The organism is Streptomyces sp. NPDC015661, assembly GCF_043077765.1.
Classification (GTDB): Bacteria; Actinomycetota; Actinomycetes; order Streptomycetales; family Streptomycetaceae; genus Streptomyces.
This window is the reverse complement of record NZ_JBIBST010000014.1, coordinates 146,205-165,182: the sequence shown is the minus strand read 5'-3', so window position 1 is coordinate 165,182 and position 18,978 is coordinate 146,205. Positions and strand designations below refer to the sequence as shown.

Below are 18,978 nucleotides of genomic sequence, written 5' to 3'. Positions count from 1 at the left end.
ATCGGGGGAACCATGACCACCAGCAGCAGCACCGCCATCACCCTCATCGCACGCCTCCGGGCCGCGGACGGCAAGGAGCAGGCCGTACGGGAGATGGCGCTGTCGCTCGTCGAGCCGACGCTGGCCGAGCCGGGGTGCCTCTCGTACCGGCCGTACCAGGACCCGGTCGAGCCCGGCTCCTGGATCGTCGTCGAGGAATGGGCGGACCGCGAGGCCTTCGAGGCGCACCTGAGGAGCCCTCACCTCGCCGCGGCGATGGCCGCCGGGCCGGAGCTGCTCAGCGGCCCGCCCGAGGAGACGGTGCTCGTGCGGGTCGGCTGAAACACGGTGCGGGGCCCGGCCGAGCCGCCTAGGGTGGCGCGGTGACGACGCGGATGATCATTCTCAACGGTGGGTCCAGCTCGGGGAAGTCCGGGATCGTACGGTGCCTGCAGGCCGTACTCCCCGAGCCCTGGCTGGCGTTCGGCGTCGACTCGTTCGTCGACGCCCTGCCCGCGAAGATGCAGGACTCCGACGACGGGATCGTGTTCGACGCGGACGGCGGCGTCGGTGTCGGGGCCGGTTTCCGCGCACTCGAAGCCGCCTGGGCCGGAGGGATCGTGGCGATGGCCCGCGCCGGCGCCAGGATCGTCGTCGACGACGTCTTCCTCGGCGGGGCCGCCTCCCAGCAGCGCTGGCGCGAGGCCCTCGGCGACCTGCCCGTGCTGTGGGTCGGCGTCCGGTGCGAGGGCGCCGTCGCCGAGGGGCGGGAGATCGCCCGCGGGGACCGGACCGCCGGGATGGCCGCGCAGCAGGCGCGGATCGTGCACGAGGGTGTGGAGTACGACATCGAGGTCGACACCACACGCGCCGAGTCCCTGGAGTGCGCCCGCGTCATCGCGGCCGAGCTCGGCTGACGGTCATGCCGAGGTGAGGTCCTGGACCAGTTTCGTCATGAGCGGAGACGGTTCCACCTCCAACTCCCGCCGCAGTAACCGCTGGTAGTCCTTGTAGCGCTTCACCGCGCAGGCCGTGTTGCCCTCCGCGATGTGAATCTCTATGAGGATGCGGTGTGCCGTCTCCCGGATCGGGTCGATCTCGGTGGCCGTCAGCGCCGTCTGCAGCGCCGCCAGATACTCCCCGTCCCTCCGCAGCCGCCGCGCCAGCCCTTCGAGGGCGTGCAGCCGCAGCTGGTCCCAGCGCTCCCGCTCCAGGACGAGCCACTCGTCCGGCCATTGCGGCAGCAGCTCCTCCCCGAGCGTGGCCGAGAGGTCTTCGGGATCCTCGGGCGGCCGGCGGTCGCCTATCGCGTCCTGGGCCCGGCACCGCGCACGGTGCAGGTCCACGTCCACCACCGGTGCGAGCCGCAGCCGTCGGTCCACGCACTCCACCGTCGGCAGCGGACCCGCCCGCCGCCCGTGGCACAGGGCGGTCCTGAGGTTCGCCGAAGCCCGGGTCGGGCTGCAGTCGGGCCAGAGCCGCTCGGCTGCCGCACCCCGGTACACGCCGGCCGTGTGAACGGCGAGAAGCGCCAACAGGCGCTGCGCTCCCGAGGGGAGGGGGATACGGCATCCGGCGTAAGAGAGCTCGAAAGCCCCGAGCAGTTCGAGATATACGCCGTTCGATGACACATCCCTCACTGTGCAACCGGCCGGTGGATCACGCATCCGCGCATCCGCGCGCCGCCGCCGCGCCGTACGGGCCTTCCGCTCCGCGCCGACCTGTCCTTCGGGATTCCGGAACGCGTCCCGGGCCGCTCTCCCACCGGTGTTGACCGGCGGCCAAACGGATCCTCGAACGGACCGGCAACGCCCCCGAAACGCTCCGGGGACGCGGCTTGCACATTCCGGGTGACGAAGCGCCGACAACGGCGTCCGAGAGTCGGACCGAGAAGCCTTTCCGCACACGGTGCCCTCGGGCACGGAAGGCAGGTCCGAGATGAAGCCTCGGGCAGTCCTGGGAGAACTCCGTCCACGGCCGGACGAGCCGTACGGTGACCCACGGGTGTGCGTCGCCCTGCTCGACGGACCCGTGGACCTGTCCCACCCCTGCTTCGCCGGCGCGGATCTCACGCGCCTGGCCACGCTGGTGCAGGAGCCCGCGGGCCCCGGCCCGATGTCGCTGCACGGCACCCACGTGGCGAGCCTTCTGTTCGGCATGCCCGGCACCCCGGTCACCGGGATCGCCCCGCACTGCCGCGGCCTGGTCCTCCCCGTCTTCCGCGACGGCGGAGACGGCCGGGTCCCCCAGATGGACCTGGCCCGTGCCATCGAGCGCGCCGTCGAGGAGGGTGCGCACGTCATCAACATCAGCGGCGGCGAACGGGCCGACGCCGGGCAGGCCGACGCCCTCCTCGAACGGGCCCTGCGGCTCTGCGAGGACCAGGGCGTGCTGGTCGTGTCCGCCGCCGGGAACGACGGGGCCGACACCCTCCAGGTCCCGGCCGCCGTCCCCTCCGTCCTGGCCGTCGGCGCCGCCGCGGCCGACGGCTCCCCGCTCGACATCAGCAACTGGGGCGGCGCCTACCGGACCCACGGGATCCTCGCGCCCGGACAGGACATCGAGGGCGCCGCTCCCGGCGGCCGCCTCGCCGCCCTGACGGGGAGCAGCTTCGCCACCCCGCTCGTGGCCGGTACGGCGGCCCTGCTCGTCGCGGCCCAGGTGGCCGGCGGCGGCGCGGCGGACCCGAAGGCCGCGGGGCAGGCACTGCTCGCGACCGCCACCGCCCCCGCGGACTGCGCCGACCCGGACGCCCCGGCCTGCCGGCGCGGACTCGGCGGCAGCCTCGACGCCCCTCGGGCGTACGCCCTCATCACCACCAGGAAAGAGGAGACAGCCGTGACCACTCCCGCAGCCGCCCCCACGCCGTCCGAAGCCCCGGCGCCGAGCGTCGCCCCGGCCGGGTACGAGACTCCCGCGTCCCACGAGACTCCCGCACCGTACGGGACACCCGCGGCGCCCGCGCCGTACGGGACACCCGCCGCACCCGCCCAGCCCGCGCCCCCCGTACCGACGGCCCCGCCCGTACCGGCGGGCGTCGCCGCCGACGGTGGCGCGCCTCCCCCGCCCCCGGCCGCCCCGCCGACAGCGCCCCCGGCCCAGGCACCCGCCCCACCGGCCCCCGCTGCGCCCCCAGTTCACGCCCCCCACGCCACCACAAGCGCCGGAGTACGCCCTGCGTGCGGCTGCGGCGGCGACCCGGCCGCGTGCAGCTGCTCCAGCAGTGGCAGTGGGTCACCACGGCAGTTGATCTACGCCATCGGCACCATCGGCTTCGACTACCCGACCGAGGCGCGCCGCGACAGCTTCCGGCAGCAGATGCCGTACGTCGACGCGACGGTCGACGGCAGGGTTGTCGAGCAGGCACCCGACCCGTACAGCCCCCGTCAGCTCCGCGACTACCTCGCGGGTGCCCCCTGGGCCTCCGACAAGCTCACCTGGACCCTCACCATGGACGGCGCCACGGTGTACGCCTTGGAAGCCGAGGCCTCCGTCGGCATGGACTGGAGCATGCCGCCCGTCACGCCGGAGGAAGCCCAGCTCAACCGCAAGAAGCCTTCACGGGCAGGCGCCGCGAAGGCCAAGAAGGACGTCAACCCGTTCGCCAATCCGCCGGTGTCGACCGTCTACCGGGTCTTCCGCGACGCCATCGCGGGCCAGGCCCTCGACCCGGACGACGAGGAGGAGCGCCACGGATACATCTCCCGCGTCTCCGTTCCCGGCGTCCTCACCGACCGCACCACGCGCCTCTACTCCGGCCAGATCGTGCCGGTGGTCGAGGTGAAGAGCCGCGGCCTGTGGACGTGGAACGAAGCCGCGCTCGTCGACGCCGTCTTCAAGGAGGTCGCGAAGGAGGCCGACGTGAAGCAGCCCGAGGACAAGAGGCAGCAGTCCAGGGTGCAGGTCCGCGACGACGCCCAGCTGCATCTGACGATCCGCGCGTTCCTCGACAAGGTCTACTACCAGTTCCGCAACCTCGGCCAGACCTCGGCCGACCGCGCGCTCAACTTCATGGGCACCAACGCCTTCCTGTTCGGCGACAAGATCAAGGACGGGCTGCTGTCCGCGAGCAAGGTGCCGGGTTCCACCATGAACCTGTACGCGCTCGACACCATCACCGTCACCAAGAGCCCCTACTGCAGGGTCGGTTCGGACTGCCAGGACGTGACCGTGACCTTCTACGACCCCGAGGACGAGCGCAGGTCCCGGCTCTCGTACCTGTTCACCATCGACGTGAGCGACGAGCTGCCGGTCACCCTCGCCCCGGTCCACACGTTCCTCGACTCCAAGTGAAGCGGAGCCGACCGGACACCCCCTCCACCGAGAGGAGCAACCTCCATGGACACCCGCCGAAACCGCCCGGGAGCCGTGCCGCTCCAGGCCCGTCCCGTCCAACGCGACGGCCCTGCGGCCGAGGCCGGGAGCACCCGTACCGGCGTCGAGCCCGCCAAGTCCTCCTGCGCCGGCATGACCGGCCCCGCCCGGCAGATGTGCTACGCCGGCCACGGCGTCTACGTCTGACGGGCAACAGGACCCCGTAACCGCTCCGAAGAAGAAAGGAAACCGTCATGTTCGACGAGACCCACACCACAGAGGAGACCGGTGGCGACACGCCCCGCCGGTCCACCGCCGGACAGCTCCGGCTCCAGCTGCCGCAGCAGTCCGCACCCGTCCAGCGCGGCAAGCACCCCGAGGGCTGGGACGCCAACGGCGGTGCGGCGGCCAGCGGCCTGCTGGGCAGCCTGCTCGGCGACATCATCCCGATCTGAGGACCTCGTCCGAGGACCTCACGCCCCGAAGCGGGAGACGTAAGGAAAGGAGCACACGATGTTCAAGGAGACCCAAGCCCACCAGGACGGCGGCGCCGACACGCCCCGCCGGTCCACGGCCGGACAGCTCCGGCTCCAGATGCCCCAGCAGTCCGCACCCGTCCAGCGCGGCAAGCACCCCGAGGGCTGGGACGCCAACGGCGGTGCGGCGGCCAGCGGGTTCCTCGGCGGCCTGCTCAGCGAGGTCCTGCCGTTCTGAGTCCGGCGTCATCGGCGGGACCGGCCGCCGCGGCCCCCGTGACCGGTCCGGTCCCGCCCGATCCGAGGAAGAACCATGCGACTCGATCTGCCGAAACAGGTGCCGGCGGTGGACCGGCGGGAGCACTACCCGCCGTATCGCATCGTCTTCACGTTCCCGGACCAGGACGCCGACGGCGAGGAGGAACGCGTGCACCAGCAGCCGAGAGGCAACTACGGGCCGCTGCCGGCGGACCCCCCGGCGGTCGTCCACGGCTACGGCCGCGGCTGGAACTGCGCACCGACGGGCTGCCGGTGGACCGGCGTCCTGTGACGAGACCTTCGTGAGGGAAAGGGAAAGGGAAGGGGACGGGTCGCCCGCCGAGCGGCCCGTCCCCGCAGGAAGGAACCGAGGCCACCATGACCACAGTGAGGTCGGCCGTCTCCTGGCCGAACGACAAGACGTATCTCTTCCACGCCGACGACACCTACGACCGGTACGACTCGGTCACCGGGGTCCGTGAGGACTCGGGACTGCCCCTCGCCAACTGGCCCGGCCTCCCACGCTCCCCCGACGCCTTCGTCTGGTGGGGCGCGGGCAAGGCGTACGCCTTCCTGGGGAGCACGTACGTCCGCTACGACCAGCCGACGGACGACAGCGCGGACGGCGTGGAGGCCGAGTACCTGCCGCCGCACTTCACCCTGGCGGACAACTGGCCCGGCCTGCCCACCGGAGACGGCGGCGGTCCCGACTGGCGCAACGGCATCGACGCGGCCCTGAACTGGGGCAACGGCAAGGTGTACCTCTTCAAGGGCGACTCGTACGTGCGGTACGACATCACCACCGACCGGGTGGACCCCGGCTACCCCCGGACCATCGCGGGCAACTGGACCGGGCTCACCCCCGACGGCGTGGACGCGGCCGCGTATCCGGGTGGCCGGTTCGCCTACTTCTTCCGCGGCGGGCAGTTCCAGCGCTTCGACGTGGACGCCGACCGGGTGGACGCGAGCGGTCCCCTCGACGCCTCCTTCCGTCTCGCGCCCACCCCCTCCGGGGGCGTGACCCCGGCCCGCATGCTGACCCCCGCCCAGGCGAACCAGCTCATGGCCGACCTGATCCGGCGGGGCAAACTCGCCCTGAAGAGCCCGGCGTTCGTGGACGGGCCGGCCGGGATCGTGTCACCGAGGCCCGGCCAGCGGGTCGTGGTGAGCCCGCCCGCGTTCGACGGCTTGCGCTTCACGAACCAGATCTCTCCGACGGCCACGGTCATCGACAACCTCGACCAGCGCATGCTGATCGCGCTGTACCGGCTGACCCGCTGGGTCAACAACTCGGCGCCCGACGTCGCCGAACTCCTCCACCTGGGCATCGGCCACGGGAACGGCCCTGCCAACGACTGCCACAACGAGGGAAGGGCGCTCGACCTCTCCGGCATCGTCGGCACGCTGAACGGAACCGCGTTCAGCCGGTCGGTGAAGAAGGACTGGGGCGACCTGCCCCGCCCCGCCGGCGTGAAGGTCCGCATCAGCCCCACCACGGACGCCCTCGGGTTCGGCCTCTTCACGACCGTCTTCCGGTTCGGGACACACGAATGCGAGGCGACCGCGTTCGGCGCCGCCAACAAGTGGCCCATGCCGGAACTCGGCGGCACCGGCTTCGTGATCTACCCGGACTACGCCCCGGACGCCGCCCCCGGCACCCAGAACGCCAAACTGCGGGCCGACCACCAGAACCACTTCCACCTCCAGGTCGGCGTGACCTTCAGCTGAGGCCCGGGCCCCCGGTCGGTCAGCCGACCGGCCGCCCCTTCGGCCGGCGCAGCCCCGCCCCCGTGAGGTGCCGGAGCAGCTCCTTCGAGCCGACCTCGATCGCGCCCGCCGCCACCGCGTCCGCGTACCGGTCGGAGGGGATGTCGTAGTGGTCCCGCTCGAAGGCGCGCGGCGGCGCCCCTATCGAGGCCGCGAAGGCGTGCAGCTCCTCGAAGGAGACGTCGCTGACCAGGTGCGACCACATGCGGCCGTGACCCGGCCAGGTCGGCGGGTCGATGTAGAGGCTCACGCCGTCACTCCCGTCACGTCAGGCCGCCCACCGGGGCCACCACCACGCCCTGCTTGCCGCAGACCCAGTGCGGGTCCGGGCCGAGTTCCGGCTCCACGTCGAGGGCGTGCGGGTCGCCCGAGGCGCAGACGGGGCAGAGCGGCCAGCGTCCGTACCGTTCGAGCAGGGCGTCCTGCACGTCCTGGGCGACGAGCCCGGCGACGTACGACACCCCCTCGGGCCACTGCTCGACCCACCAGCGCCGGTGGGTCACCGCGTCCTCCACCATCGACACGACCTCTGCGGCGGCCACCTCCCGGGCCACCAGGTCGGCCAGAACCAGCGCGCGGGCAGCGTGCAGCGCCTGCTCCACGGGGTCGATGTCGTCCATGCACTCATTGTCACCCGGCGCGCGCCCCCGACAAGGAAAAGGGCGAAGGTCCCCTCCGGATCCGGGACGGGAGAGGACCCACGGGGTCTTGTCGGGCCCCACCCGCCGAAAGTATCTTTCACTTGTGACCAATGACGTGAAGGAAAGTTTCACCAGCGACGCACCCCCCGCCCCCGCCGCCCTCGCCGCCAAGGTGCGCACCCTCGCGCCGTCCATGACCCGCTCCATGCAGCGGGTCGCCGAGGCCGTCGCCGGAGACCCCGCCGGCTGCGCCGCGCTCACGGTCACCGGCCTCGCCGAGCTCACCGGCACCAGCGAGGCGACCGTCGTCCGCACCGCCCGGCTCCTCGGCTACCCCGGCTACCGCGACCTCCGCCTCGCCCTCGCCGGCCTCGCCGCCCAGCAGCAGTCCGGCCGCGCCCCCGCCGTCACCGCCGACATCGCCGTCGACGACCCGATCGCCGACGTCGTCGCCAAGCTGGCCTACGACGAGCAGCAGACCCTCGCCGACACCGCCGCCGGCCTCGACACCGTCCAGCTCGGCGCCGCCGTCGCCGCCCTCGCCACCGCCCGCCGCGTCGACATCTACGGCGTCGGCGCCTCCGGCCTCGTCGCCCAGGACCTCGGCCAGAAGCTGCTCCGGATCGGCCTGATCGCGCACGCCCACAGCGACCCGCACCTCGCCGTCACCAACGCCGTGCAGCTCCGCTCCGGCGACGTCGCCATCGCCATCACCCACTCCGGCTCCACCGGCGACGTCATAGAACCGCTCCGGGTGGCCTTCGACCACGGCGCCACCACGGTCGCCATCACCGGCCGCCCGGACGGCCCCGTCACCCAGTACGCCGACCACGTACTGACCACCTCCACCGCCCGCGAGAGCGAACTGCGCCCCGCGGCCATGTCGTCCCGCACCAGCCAACTCCTGGTCGTGGACTGCCTGTTCACCTGCGTCACACAGCGCACGTACGAGACGGCGGCCCCTGCCCTCGCCGCCTCGTACGAAGCCCTCGCCCACCGCCACTCCCCCCGGACCCGCTGACCACCACCCGCCAGAACCGGCGCCGACGACGCCGCCGTCCCGAAAGAGCCCCCGTGCCCACCACGTACTCCGAACTCCGCGCCCAGCTGGCCACCCTCACCACCGAGGCCTTCCGCCCCGAGCTCGCCGAGATCGACCAGCTGCCCACCCTGGACATCGCCCGCACCATGAACGGCGAGGACCGGACCGTTCCCGAGGCCGTCGCCCGACAGCTCCCCGCCATCGCCGCCGCCATCGACGCCACCGCCGAGCGGATGGCCCGCGGCGGACGCCTCATCTACCTGGGCGCCGGCACCGCAGGCCGTCTCGGCGTCCTCGACGCCAGCGAATGCCCGCCCACCTTCAACACCGACCCGTCGCAGGTCGTCGGCCTCATCGCCGGCGGCCCGTCCGCCATGGTCAAGGCCGTCGAGGGCGCGGAGGACTCGCGCGAACTCGCCGCCGCCGACCTGGACGCCCTCGGGCTCACCGCCGACGACACCGTCGTCGGCATCTCCGCCTCCGGCCGCACGCCGTACGCCATCGGCGCCGTCGAGCACGCCCGCGCCCTCGGCGCGCTCACCATCGGCCTCTCCTGCAACGAGGACAGCGCGCTCGCCGCCGCCGCCGAGCACGGCATCGAGGTCGTCCCCGGGCCCGAGCTCCTCACCGGCTCCACCCGGCTCAAGGCCGGCACCGCCCAGAAGCTCGTCCTCAACATGATCTCGACCATCACGATGATCCGCCTCGGCAAGACCTACGGAAACCTGATGGTCGACGTCCGCGCCTCCAACGAGAAGCTCCAGGCCCGCTCGCGGCGGATCGTCGCCCTGGCCACCGGCGCGCCGGACGAGCAGATCGAGACGGCACTCGCCGCCGCCGACGGCGAGGTGAAGACCGCGATCCTCATGCTCCTCGCCGACATCGATGCCAAGACCGCCGAGCAGCGGCTGACCGCGTCCCAGGGTCACCTGCGTACGGCGCTGCACGCGTAACGAGCGCCTCACGGCGACGCCCCCCGGCGCTGTCGGCCGACCTCACGGCAGACGACTCACCGGCAGGAGACTCACCGACAGAGGACATCCCCCTCCGGCCGCACGCCCTCCGTGAGGAAGCGGGTCACGGCCCGGTCGCCGCACGCGTTCCCGTTGCCGAGGTAGACGCCGTGGCCGCCCTTGTCGACCGAGACGAGGCGCGCCCGGTCGCCGAAGGCCTCGCGCATCTTCATCCCGACGGAGTGCGGGGTCGAGGGGTCGCGCAGGTTCTGGATCATGAGGACGTTCGACGGGCCACGGTCGGTGATCCGGGTCGGCTTCTCCACCGCGCCGCCCTTCCAGAAGGCGCACGGCGTGATGTTGGCGGGCATGCCGGCGGTCAGCGGGTAGCGCTCCCGGTCGGCGGCGACGGCCCGCTCGTACGCCGGTACGGAACGGGGCCAGTCCACGTCGTTGCAGATCACCCCGACGCTGACCGTCGCCGCCTCGTCGGGCATGGGCCCGGCCAGCTCGGGCGGCAGCACGGGCACGCCCGCCGGGTCGAGGGCCTGGGACATGAGACGGGCGAGGGCCGGGAAGGAGGCGTCGGAGTAGAGGGCCTGCTGAAGGGCTTGGCGCAGCACGGTGCCGGTCAGCGGTACGCCCGGGGTCGTCGAGGCGCGCGGCGCGCGGTCGAGCCGGGCGGCGAGGTCGAGGAACAAGGGCCGTACGTCCTCGGGCCGTTCGGCGAGCCGCAGCCCTTCGCCCGCCCGGTCGGGGTGGGCGGCCCAGGCGGCGAAGTCGGGGAAGCGGTCCTCGGCGCCGCGCGACATGCCCGCGAGCCAGCCGCGGGCGACGCGCTTCGGGTCGGGGTCGGAGCTGCTGTCGAGGACCCAGCGGTCGGTGCGCTCGGGGAACTTCTGGGCGTAGACGGCGGCGACGTACGTCCCGTACGAGACGCTCCACGCGGACAGCTTCCGCTCGCCGAGCGCCTGCCGCAGCCGGTCGAGGTCCCGCACCTGATTGGCGGTCGTGAGACCGCGGACCATCGCACCGCCGTTGCGGGCACAGGCCTCGGCCATCCGGCGCGAGCGGTCCACGTTCTCGCCGATGCCGCCGTCGGCGGCGGGCCAGGACCGCAGGGTCACGAGCCGCCGGTCGCCCTCGTCGAAGCCGCAGCGGGCCTTGGCGGAACCGCCGACGCCGCGCGGGTCGAAGGCCACCAGGTCGTAGGCGCCGTTCATCTCCTTGGCGAGGGCGGCGCCCTTCTGCCCGAGCCGCTGCACACCGGAGCTCCCCGGCCCGCCGGGAATGACCATGAGCGTCCCGCGGCGCGCCTCGGGACGGGTGCTGGGCAGCCGGGCGACGGCGAGCCCGATCTGCTCGCCCTCGGGATCGGCGTAGTCGAGGGGCACGGAGAGCGTGGCGCACTGCTGCCCCGGCAGCGGCTTCACGGCGGGGTCGCAGTCGTGCCACTCGAGACCGGAGGCCGCGGCGGCGGGCGCGACCCCGCCGCCCACGAGTCCGACCCCGGCGACGGCGGCGACGGAGAGGGCGAGCATCAGGGCCTTGCGTCCACGATTCGTTGTCATGCGCACAGCCTCGCGGACCGGGCCTCCCCACCCCATCCGGCAGGCAGGCGGGCCGGGGGTGGGGCCAACCCCCGTACAGCCGGAGCGGGTTGACCCACGGCATGAGCCCACGACCGCCACGGGCCGACGCTCCACGGACCCACCACGCTCACACCTCCGCCTCCGACACCTGGGCCCTCGGCGGCCCCCACCTCCTGGCCGTCCCCGGCACCGGCGCCCCCACCCGCCTGACGGCCGACATCGCCGCCGGCATCCCGCCTCACGGAGGAGGACCTGACCGCCCTCAACGACCTCCACCACACGAACCGTCGACAACCCACAGCGCCGTCAAACACCCCACGGGTTGCACGGCCGCACATACTGCGGAATTTCGATCATTCGACCGCCATCAGTCAGGAAGCGCCATAACGGCAAGCACGAATGGGGCGGACGAATTCTCGCCACCCCGTAGACATTTCCGTCACGACCTCCATCCAGCCTCGGAATTGTGGCCTCCATCACAGACCATGGCGATCAGTGAAGGTCAAATGTCCGCAGGGCAAACACTCGACCCTGGGGGGGGAACAGCCCATGCCTCACGCAGCTGCTTTGCGCACCTCACTGATCGCCACAGTCGCCGCCGCAACCTTGCTCGGCGCCGTGCCGTCGGCCCACGCCGATACACATCGCCCGGTCGACAGCGACGCCTACACCATCAAGCCCAACGAGAAAGGGCTGTTCCCGCTCTACACCACCCCGGAGCCGGGACAGATTCAGCCCATGAACTGGGATGGCTATCTGAGCGGCTGGGCCCCCGGGAACAACGAGTCCCGCCATTGGGAGGACAACCAATACACGGAGGTCATGTTCACCGGGTGCTCTTGGGAGGGCGAGCCCGTGACGTCCATCATGCTGAAGCTCTGGCAGGAAATCCCCTACAGCTTCGACGCGGACTTGGGTGTGAACACGCTCACCTGGTGCCTAAAGGGCGCTAACAACACCTCGATCGGCACGTGGAATGTGAACGTCGCAGGTGGCACAAGTCGGTACTTCACGATCCCTGCTCTGAACGGCTCGATCTACACCCAGTCCAGGGTCTCGGTGAGAACCGTGTACGTAGACACCTCTGCCGCCGACTGAACACTCCGTCCGAAGTACCGCGGGTCGGAAGCCATCTCTTCGCCTTCCGACCCGCCTCATGCGAGACCGATCGGCGCCGCCTTGAATCTACGAGCCCTTCTCCGCTCCTCCGCCGCCCTCTGGACCGCTCCGGTCTGGGTCGGCATCGTCGTCTTCTACTTCTTTCAGGCCCTGCACATCGTCTATCCGTACGCAGAGCTCATCGACGGCCCTCTTTGGGTGCCTCAGCAAGTGGCGATCGCGCTGCTGTACTTCCACTCCTTCGCGTACGCCATCACCCTCGGCCTCGCGACCTGGGACGGCGGCCGGCTCAAGGCGGACCGTGTTTGGGAGCTCGCCCCGAGCCGTTCCCGCTACTGCGTCGCCGCCCGGACCCTCCTGCCCGCCATCGGCGCCGGATGGGCGATCGTGCTCCTGCCCGTGACCATGCGGCTCGTCGAGACCCGGCTCGTCCCGACCCCGATGTCCCTGCTGCCACTCCTCATGGACATGGGCATCGTGTGCGCGTACGCCGTCGTCGGCTGCGCGCTCGGTCACATCGCGCCACGACTGGTCGCCGCGCCCCTCTCCGCCGTCGCCGCGTTCTACATGGTCTCCAAGACCATCGCGTACAGCGATCCAAGCTGGCCCAGGCACGTATCCGGCCAACTGGGCACGAGCGTGGTCTTCGGGGAGTACTACGCCGCCCCCACCGTCCTCGTCCCCTTCCTGTTCGCCGCCTCGGTCGCCGTGGCCGTCGCCGCCTGGTGGATCGGCGGCGCCCACCGGATGCTGTGGCGGGCGGGCGCCGCGGTGACCGCGCTCGTCGCCATGACCCTGTGCGTACGGATCGCCTCCGGATGGGGCATCGCCGAAGGGCCCGTCACCGCCGGGCACGCCCCCGCCCGCTGCCTCGGGACCACCCCGCGGATCTGCATGGCCGAGGCCGGTGGGGCCATCGAGAAGCTGGACGCCGTACAGCGCGAGGTCGCGAGCACCGTCCGGCGTCTCAAGGCCGCCGGGGTGGACGTCACCGTGCCCACCACCGTCAATGACGCCCTTCTGTACGACCGCGATACCACCCGCCCCCCGGCGACCGCCTCCACCTGGTGGATGGCGCTCACCGAGCGGGCCGACCGGCCGGACGGTGACCTGACCGGCGTCCGCTACGAGGCGATGCTCCGCTCCGTGACGTTCCCCTGCCAGTTCCCCACACGCTTCGTCCCCGGCGTCTCCGCCGACTGGGTCGTCAACCACGACGCAGCCGTCCTGTGGGCCGCGTACGAGGTGGGCGTCCAGGAGCCCTACCTCGCGTGGCGGAAGAGTGAGTACGCGCAGATCGCGAACAAGGACGCCGTCCTGGCGAAGGTGCGGGAGCGCGCCGCGAAGGGCCGCGCGCTCCCCACCGCCGAGCAGCGTGCGGCCTGGTTCGAGCAGGAGCAGGCGAAGGCCTGCCGTCTCGTGCCGCCGTCCCGAGCGGGTGGCTCGTGATCTGGTGGTTCAAGGGTCGGCGGGCGACGACCGTCGTCCTGCCCGGCCTTGCCGCGTTCGCTCTGCTCACCGCACTCGCTCACGACCAGGTCGTCGCCCTGCCCGCCCTGCTCGGCGCGGGCAGCAGCCTCTTCTTCCTCATGCAGATCGCCCCGCTGATCGTGACGGGCACGCTCACCCACTGCCTCGCCCAGCGTCTCCCCGAGGCCGAGGACCTGGGGGTACGGGCGGTCCACCGGTACGACATGGCGTTCGCGCTCCTCACGGTCACCGCGAGTGCGGCGGCTGCTTGGACCGTCGGCCTTTTCGCGTACTCGCCGGTCGCGACCGAGGCTGCCCGCAACACCTTCTTCCTCGCGGGTCTCGCACTGCTCGGCGGCGCCATCAGCCCCCAGCTCGCGACAGTGGCCCCCGTCGCCTGGGTCTTCGTCACCGCGTTCGCCGGCTACCGCGACTTCCGGCGGCCGTGGCCGTGGGCGGTCACCCTCCACCCGGCCGGCTACCTGCCCACCTTCCTCCTCTGCCTCGCGGTCTTCGCCGGCGGCCTGGCCGCACTGACCCGCACTCGCCGTCCCGTCTGAAAGGCCGCCCGTGTCCCTCGCACTCGAAGCCGTCTCCTACGCGTACGGACGCCGAACGCGCCGTATCCTCTCCGGCCTCAGCTACACCGTCCCGGCCGGCCTCACTGTCCTGCTCGGCCCCAACGGGGCTGGCAAGACGACCCTGTTGAAGCTCGCCGCCGGAGTGAACCAGCCCACGGCCGGCACCGTACGCCTGGGCCACCTGGCATCCCGCTCGAAGGAGTACCGGCAGAAGGTGGCATGGATGCCCCAGTCCATCACCGCCATGACCGGCCTGACGGCACGCGAACAGGTCGCCTACACCGGCTGGTTGAAAGGAATGAACCGCCGCGACGCCTGGGACGCGGCGGCCGCCGCGCTGGAGCGGGTCCAGATGGGCGACCACGCCGACGTACGGACGAAGCAGCTCTCCGGGGGACAGCTCCGCCGCGTGGGCGTCGCCTCCGCCCTCGTGCACGGCGCCGAGGTTCTCCTGCTCGACGAACCCACCGCCGGAATGGACCCCACCCAGCGGCGCGTCTTCCGCGACCTGGTCCTCCGGCTCGTCACCGACGACGTAGGGGTCCTGCTGTCCACACACGACGTCGCCGACCTCGCGGAGGAGTCCGACCACGTCACCACCCTCACGGCCGGGCGGATCACCTTCTCCGGCTCCACCGCGGAGTTCCTCGGCCACGCCCCAGCCCAGGTCCCGGAGGGGCGGAGGGCCGAAGCCGCCTACACGGCACTCACCTCGGCCGCCGGCACCGCTGCCTAAACTCCATCCCCATGACGACGCACACGATCTCCCAGGACCTCGCCCCCACCGGCACCCTCCGGGCCTCCATCAACCTCGGGAATCCCGTGCTCGCCCAGGGCACGCCCGAGGCGCCGGCCGGGATCACCGTGGATCTGGCGCGGGAGATCGCGGCGCGGCTCGGTGTCGGGGTCGAGCTGCTCTGTTTCGACGCGGCGCGGAAGTCCTTCGACGCGATGGCGGACGGCCGGGCCGACCTCTGCTTCCTCGCCGTGGACCCGGCCCGGGAGACCGAGGTCGCGTTCACCGCCCCGTACGTCGTCATCGAGGGCGTGTACGCCGTGCCGCGCGGTTCGGCGCTCACCACCGTCGAGGAGGTGGACGCGCCGGGCGTGCGGATCGGGGTCAAGAAGGGTTCCGCGTACGACCTGTTCCTGTCGCGCTCGCTGGCCCGCGCCACGGTCGTGCGGGGCGAGGAGGGCGTCGACGTGTTCCGGACCGAGGGCCTTGAGGTGGGCGCGGGGATCCGGCAGCCGCTCACCGCGTACGCCGGCGAGCACCCCGAAGTGCGGCTGATCGAGGGCCGGTTCATGGAGATCCGGCAGGCCGTCGGGACGACGGTCGGCCGCCGGCCCGAGACCGTCGCCTTCCTCCGCGACACGGTCGAGGAGCTGAAGGCGAACGGCTTCGTCGCGGAGTCGCTGCGGCGCTCGGGCCAGGACGCCGGCCTGCTCGCCCCGCCCGCGTGACGGCGTGAACGCCCGAGGGCCCGGTCGGGAGGACCGGGCCCTCGGGTGATCGGTGCGCAGACGGTCAGTACAGGCCCTTGAAGCCGTTCCAGCCGCCCGAGCCGATCATGACCCGGGTGCCGTAGAGCCCGGTCCCCGTGCCGCTGTAGCGCCACAGCTTGCCCGCCGTGTCGCGGGCCACCAGGTCCGCGCGCCCGTCGCCGGAGAGGTCGCCGGTCCCGACCAGGGACGAGTAGACGCCCCAGCCGCCGCCGACCTGCACGCGCGCCGTGACGCCGCCGGTCGCCGTGCCGTAGTACCGCCACAGCACGCCCGAGGCGTCGACGCCGAGGAGGTCGCCGCGGCCGTCGCCGTTGAGGTCCCCGGCGCCGACGATCTTCTTGTACAGCTTCCAGTTGGTGCCGATGCGCACGCGGGCCTTCACCCGGTGGTCGGCCGTGCCGCCGTAGAAGTACATGTCGCCGGTGGACGCCTGACGGACGACCAGGTCGGCGTACCCGTCGCCGTCGACGTCACCCGAGGACGTGATCACGTCGTACTGTCCCCAGCCGGAGCCGACCAGCTTGTACGGCGAGGAGGCCGAGAGGACCTTGCCGCAGCCGGGCCGGTAGGCGCGCAGCTGGTCGCCGACCCGGACGTAGACGTCGGCGCACCGGTCGCCGTTCAGGTCACCCGTCGGCACGAAGACGGAGGTCGTCGCGAACGCGCTCCCCGTACCGGCGATCCGCGCGGACACCGCGCCCGTACCGGTTCCCCGGTACATCGAGACGAGCCCGGCGGTGTCCATCACCAGCAGGTCCCCGAACCCGTCGTCCCCGAGGAGGTCCCGCCACACGGCGGCGCCGCCGGTGACGGAGACGGCCCCGGAGACGGCGAGGTCCGCGCCCTGCCCGTCGGCGGGCTTCACGGTCAGCGCCCAGGTGTAGGCGCCGTTGGCGACGTACTTGCCGACCGCGTCCTTCCCGTCCCAGGAGGGCGCGACGATGCCCCGGGCCTCACCGCCGGTGAGGGTACGGACGACCTTGCCGGTCGCCTTGTGCTTGAGCACCAGCGTCCAGGAGGCACCCGGCTTGGACAGCCACCAGCGGGGCTTCCAGGGGGCGGACTTGAGGTTGGCGGCGGGGACGTCCGCGTCGAGGGCGGTCAGGGGGCTCGTGGCGCCGCCGAGGCCGACGACGCGGACGGCCCGCCAGGAGTCGATGTAGGCGAAGCCTCCGCCGAAGCGGTCGACGGTCCAGGTCAGGGGGTCCTCGATGTCGTCGTACCCGAGGGGGCCGTAGAGCGTGTCCACCCGCGTGCCGGACCGGAGGTCGCTCACCATCAGCGTGTAGCCCATGGAGCCGTCGAAGGTGGAGGCGAGGAAGCCGTCGCCCAGATGCGGCGTGGTGCCGTTGTCGACCAGGATCTTGGTCGACATCTTCTTCTCACGGTCGTACACGATCGCGGACGTCGAGCCCGGACACTTCCCGTAGAGCCACTTGCCGACGGCCTCAAGGGTGTACGTGACGCAGTTCGTCCCGAGCTTGTGCGTCTCGACGGTCGCGCCCGTCCGCAGGTCGACGGCGGAGACGGTGTCGTCCGTCGCGGACGCCGTCCAGAGCCGGTCGCCCTGCAGCGCCTGCCCGGCCACGGCGGTGTCGCGGAGGATCTTCCCCGTCTCGATGTCCGCGACGATCAAGCGCTTCCCGGCAGCCGTGGTGCCGCGGAAGTGCACGTACCGGCCGGAGACGCCGCGGATCAGGTCCACCTGGAGCGTGCCCGGGTGGGCGAGCGTGACCGTACGCGTGACGCCCGCGGCTCCGGGGGTGGTCACCCGCGCCAGGACGGCGCAGTCGTAGCAGGCCGGCTGCCCGCCGGACGCCGGACGGTTCCCGTTCTGCAGGACGACCAGGCGGCCGTCTCCGGTCTCGCTCCACCACATCCCGGGGCCCCAGGCGTCCGAGGCGAGGAGCGACGGGCAGTTCGGGCCGGGGGCTTCGAACGCGTCACAGGTCCACGTCTGCGTGGCCGTGCGCGCGCCGGAGAGGGACACGTCGAAGCCCCGGAGGGTGTGGGTCGTCCCCTGCGTCTCCGTCACGACCCTGCCGTTGGCCATGGTCAGCCCGGTGTACGGAAGGGTCGGGGGAACGGCGAGCACCTGGGAGGCGACCGGGGCTCCGTCGGCGCCCGGCGAGACCCGCCGCACGCCCCCGTCGACGCCCATCAGGTACAGGGCGCCGTCCGTCCCCGTCTCGACCCCCTCGGACGGCAGGGCGGCGATACCGAGATCGCGCGCGCCGCCCCCGGCGATCGGCGTGCCGTACGCCGGGACCGACCCCTCGCCGTACGGCCGACCGTAGTGACCCACGATCCAGTCGCCGACAAGGCCGATCCGCCCTTCGGCGTCGACGTCGTCGTTCGGCAGCTTCACCGTCCGCCCGGGGTCGCCGTGGTCCGTACGGGACACGACGAACGCGCTGCGCGTGCCCGACTCGCTGTACTGGACGATCCAGTCGGCGCTGAGGACGGCACGGGGGGAGTTCGTGGCGATCGGGAGGGCGGGCACGGGCGTGAGCGTGCCCGTGGCGAAGTCGACGAGCGTGGTGGTGGCGCCGTGGCGGATGAGCACGCCGGCGTCGTCGTAGCCCAGGACGGAGGGCATCGTGTCGCCCGGCAGGGGCACGTCCAGGTCCTCGGGGGCGTCCGGGCCGTAGCCGAGGAGGTGCAGGACGGTTCCGTCGGTCCCCGTGTCGGCGGCGAGCAGCCGGTTCGGGGCCAGGACGGGGTACCACTGCTCGAACGCGAAGGGCCGGGTGACGTCGGCACCGGTCGCGAAGTCGTGGACGGCGACCTCCTCGTACCCGACGCAGGCGACCCGGTCACCGCGGGAGAACGAGTCCCCCGTGTCGCAGAACGGACCGCGGTCGATCCGCCCGTCCTTCAGGCTCTGCCAGATGGGGGACATGATCTCTCCCCCGCGCACCATCTGGACGCCGGTCCCGGCCGCGACGAGGGCCATCCCGTTCGTTCCGGCGGGGTCCACGGGCGCCGGGACCGTCACGTCGTACGGCGCGTCGGACGCGGTCGCCGCCGTGGCGGAAGGTGTGGCGGCCGTCAGGCCGGTGATGCCCAGGGCCGCGCTCAGTGCGAGCGCGACGGCTCTTCGGACGGACAAGTACGTGTCCCCTCGTACGGGTGTGAAGACGGGTACGACGAGGGGGGCGGGCGCGCGACAGGCAGGACGGCAGGGCGGAGCGGACCGCGCGGCCGAGGGGCCGGCGGGACCCCCCCTGTCGGCAGGCGGATCGTACATTCAAGCGAATCGAAGTCGCCAGAAAGACCG

General features: G+C 72.3%; 20 protein-coding genes. 15 read left to right on the top strand and 5 right to left on the bottom strand.

Features of this window, described 5'->3' with window-relative positions:
* Positions 1–12 precede the first annotated feature (12 nt).
* Together ACF07V_RS32500 and cpt are read left to right on the top strand one after the other, a co-directional pair.
* Positions 13–321: a putative quinol monooxygenase gene (locus ACF07V_RS32500; protein WP_392159273.1), complete on the top strand. Its 309-nt coding sequence runs from the start codon at positions 13–15 to the stop codon at positions 319–321.
* A 53-nt stretch (positions 322–374) separates the two neighbouring features.
* Positions 375–896: a chloramphenicol phosphotransferase CPT gene (gene cpt, locus ACF07V_RS32495; protein ID WP_392159296.1), complete on the top strand. Its 522-nt coding sequence runs from the start codon at positions 375–377 to the stop codon at positions 894–896.
* 3 nt (positions 897–899) lie between these two features.
* Here the strand turns inward: cpt and ACF07V_RS32490 are convergent, their stop codons facing one another.
* Positions 900–1,361: a BTAD domain-containing putative transcriptional regulator gene (locus tag ACF07V_RS32490; RefSeq protein ID WP_392159272.1), complete on the bottom strand. Its 462-nt coding sequence runs from the start codon at positions 1,359–1,361 to the stop codon at positions 900–902.
* A gap of 622 nt (positions 1,362–1,983) precedes the next feature.
* Here ACF07V_RS32490 and ACF07V_RS32485 point away from each other — a divergent pair.
* The 6 genes from ACF07V_RS32485 to ACF07V_RS32460 all read left to right on the top strand — a co-directional run bounded on the left by ACF07V_RS32485 (position 1,984) and on the right by ACF07V_RS32460 (position 6,755).
* Positions 1,984–4,272, top strand: a complete 2,289-nt coding sequence (locus tag ACF07V_RS32485) for a S8 family serine peptidase (RefSeq protein WP_392159271.1) — start codon at positions 1,984–1,986, stop codon at positions 4,270–4,272.
* A 45-nt stretch (positions 4,273–4,317) separates the two neighbouring features.
* Positions 4,318–4,500: a hypothetical protein gene (locus tag ACF07V_RS32480; protein ID WP_392159270.1), complete on the top strand. Its 183-nt coding sequence runs from the start codon at positions 4,318–4,320 to the stop codon at positions 4,498–4,500.
* A 47-nt stretch (positions 4,501–4,547) separates the two neighbouring features.
* Positions 4,548–4,748, top strand: coding sequence for a hypothetical protein (locus ACF07V_RS32475; protein ID WP_392159269.1), 201 nt, complete (start codon positions 4,548–4,550; stop codon positions 4,746–4,748).
* Between the two features lie 58 nt (positions 4,749–4,806).
* A complete protein-coding gene (locus ACF07V_RS32470) occupies positions 4,807–5,007 on the top strand; it encodes a hypothetical protein (protein ID WP_392159268.1) in 201 nt (66 codons plus the stop codon).
* A 75-nt stretch (positions 5,008–5,082) separates the two neighbouring features.
* The gene (locus ACF07V_RS32465; RefSeq protein WP_392159267.1) at positions 5,083–5,319 is read left to right on the top strand and encodes a hypothetical protein; all 237 of its coding nucleotides are present in this window, start codon (positions 5,083–5,085) and stop codon (positions 5,317–5,319) included.
* A gap of 86 nt (positions 5,320–5,405) precedes the next feature.
* Positions 5,406–6,755: a hemopexin repeat-containing protein gene (locus ACF07V_RS32460; RefSeq protein WP_392159266.1), complete on the top strand. Its 1,350-nt coding sequence runs from the start codon at positions 5,406–5,408 to the stop codon at positions 6,753–6,755.
* A 19-nt stretch (positions 6,756–6,774) separates the two neighbouring features.
* Here ACF07V_RS32460 and ACF07V_RS32455 read toward each other — a convergent pair whose 3' ends face one another.
* Both ACF07V_RS32455 and ACF07V_RS32450 read right to left on the bottom strand, forming a co-directional pair.
* Positions 6,775–7,044: a DUF4031 domain-containing protein gene (locus ACF07V_RS32455; protein WP_392159265.1), complete on the bottom strand. Its 270-nt coding sequence runs from the start codon at positions 7,042–7,044 to the stop codon at positions 6,775–6,777.
* A gap of 13 nt (positions 7,045–7,057) precedes the next feature.
* Entirely contained in the window at positions 7,058–7,414 is a 357-nt protein-coding gene (locus ACF07V_RS32450; RefSeq protein ID WP_041130492.1) for a hypothetical protein, read from the bottom strand.
* A 124-nt stretch (positions 7,415–7,538) separates the two neighbouring features.
* Here ACF07V_RS32450 and ACF07V_RS32445 point away from each other — a divergent pair, with 124 nt between their 5' ends.
* Positions 7,539–8,456, top strand: coding sequence for a MurR/RpiR family transcriptional regulator (locus ACF07V_RS32445; RefSeq protein WP_392159264.1), 918 nt, complete (start codon positions 7,539–7,541; stop codon positions 8,454–8,456).
* Positions 8,457–8,509: 53 nt separating this feature from the next.
* Entirely contained in the window at positions 8,510–9,430 is a 921-nt protein-coding gene (gene murQ / locus ACF07V_RS32440) for an N-acetylmuramic acid 6-phosphate etherase (protein WP_392159263.1), read from the top strand.
* Between the two features lie 71 nt (positions 9,431–9,501).
* Here the strand turns inward: murQ and ACF07V_RS32435 are convergent, their stop codons facing one another.
* The gene (locus tag ACF07V_RS32435) at positions 9,502–11,001 is read right to left on the bottom strand and encodes an alpha/beta hydrolase (protein WP_392159262.1); all 1,500 of its coding nucleotides are present in this window, start codon (positions 10,999–11,001) and stop codon (positions 9,502–9,504) included.
* Between the two features lie 570 nt (positions 11,002–11,571).
* Here ACF07V_RS32435 and ACF07V_RS32430 point away from each other — a divergent pair.
* The 5 genes from ACF07V_RS32430 to ACF07V_RS32410 all read left to right on the top strand — a co-directional run bounded on the left by ACF07V_RS32430 (position 11,572) and on the right by ACF07V_RS32410 (position 15,656).
* Positions 11,572–12,120 (top strand): hypothetical protein, encoded by a 549-nt coding sequence (locus ACF07V_RS32430; protein WP_392159261.1) that lies wholly within the window; start codon positions 11,572–11,574, stop codon positions 12,118–12,120.
* A gap of 81 nt (positions 12,121–12,201) precedes the next feature.
* Entirely contained in the window at positions 12,202–13,590 is a 1,389-nt protein-coding gene (locus tag ACF07V_RS32425) for a hypothetical protein (RefSeq protein WP_392159260.1), read from the top strand.
* Positions 13,587–14,171, top strand: a complete 585-nt coding sequence (locus ACF07V_RS32420; protein ID WP_392159259.1) for a hypothetical protein — start codon at positions 13,587–13,589, stop codon at positions 14,169–14,171. The genes ACF07V_RS32425 and ACF07V_RS32420 overlap by 4 nt, the downstream gene beginning before the upstream one ends.
* A gap of 10 nt (positions 14,172–14,181) precedes the next feature.
* Positions 14,182–14,928 carry an ABC transporter ATP-binding protein gene (locus ACF07V_RS32415; protein ID WP_392159258.1) on the top strand — a complete coding sequence of 249 codons (747 nt, stop codon included), beginning with the start codon at positions 14,182–14,184 and terminating at the stop codon, positions 14,926–14,928.
* An 11-nt stretch (positions 14,929–14,939) separates the two neighbouring features.
* Positions 14,940–15,656, top strand: coding sequence for a transporter substrate-binding domain-containing protein (locus tag ACF07V_RS32410; protein ID WP_392159257.1), 717 nt, complete (start codon positions 14,940–14,942; stop codon positions 15,654–15,656).
* Positions 15,657–15,720: 64 nt separating this feature from the next.
* Here ACF07V_RS32410 and ACF07V_RS32405 read toward each other — a convergent pair whose 3' ends face one another.
* The gene (locus ACF07V_RS32405) at positions 15,721–18,810 is read right to left on the bottom strand and encodes an FG-GAP-like repeat-containing protein (RefSeq protein WP_392159256.1); all 3,090 of its coding nucleotides are present in this window, start codon (positions 18,808–18,810) and stop codon (positions 15,721–15,723) included.
* Positions 18,811–18,978: the final 168 nt, after the last annotated feature.

What these genes read in the sequence shown, in the direction of transcription:
- ACF07V_RS32500 (WP_392159273.1), top strand. Translation starts at nt 13, where the DNA reads ATGACCACCAGCAGCAGCACCGCCATCACCCTCATCGCACGCCTCCGG.
- cpt (WP_392159296.1), top strand. Translation starts at nt 375, where the DNA reads ATGATCATTCTCAACGGTGGGTCCAGCTCGGGGAAGTCCGGGATCGTA.
- ACF07V_RS32480 (WP_392159270.1), top strand. Translation starts at nt 4,318, where the DNA reads ATGGACACCCGCCGAAACCGCCCGGGAGCCGTGCCGCTCCAGGCCCGT.
- ACF07V_RS32475 (WP_392159269.1), top strand. Translation starts at nt 4,548, where the DNA reads ATGTTCGACGAGACCCACACCACAGAGGAGACCGGTGGCGACACGCCC.
- ACF07V_RS32470 (WP_392159268.1), top strand. Translation starts at nt 4,807, where the DNA reads ATGTTCAAGGAGACCCAAGCCCACCAGGACGGCGGCGCCGACACGCCC.
- ACF07V_RS32465 (WP_392159267.1), top strand. Translation starts at nt 5,083, where the DNA reads ATGCGACTCGATCTGCCGAAACAGGTGCCGGCGGTGGACCGGCGGGAG.
- ACF07V_RS32460 (WP_392159266.1), top strand. Translation starts at nt 5,406, where the DNA reads ATGACCACAGTGAGGTCGGCCGTCTCCTGGCCGAACGACAAGACGTAT.
- ACF07V_RS32450 (WP_041130492.1), bottom strand. Translation starts at nt 7,414, where the DNA reads ATGGACGACATCGACCCCGTGGAGCAGGCGCTGCACGCTGCCCGCGCG.
- ACF07V_RS32435 (WP_392159262.1), bottom strand. Translation starts at nt 11,001, where the DNA reads ATGACAACGAATCGTGGACGCAAGGCCCTGATGCTCGCCCTCTCCGTC.
- ACF07V_RS32430 (WP_392159261.1), top strand. Translation starts at nt 11,572, where the DNA reads ATGCCTCACGCAGCTGCTTTGCGCACCTCACTGATCGCCACAGTCGCC.
- ACF07V_RS32410 (WP_392159257.1), top strand. Translation starts at nt 14,940, where the DNA reads ATGACGACGCACACGATCTCCCAGGACCTCGCCCCCACCGGCACCCTC.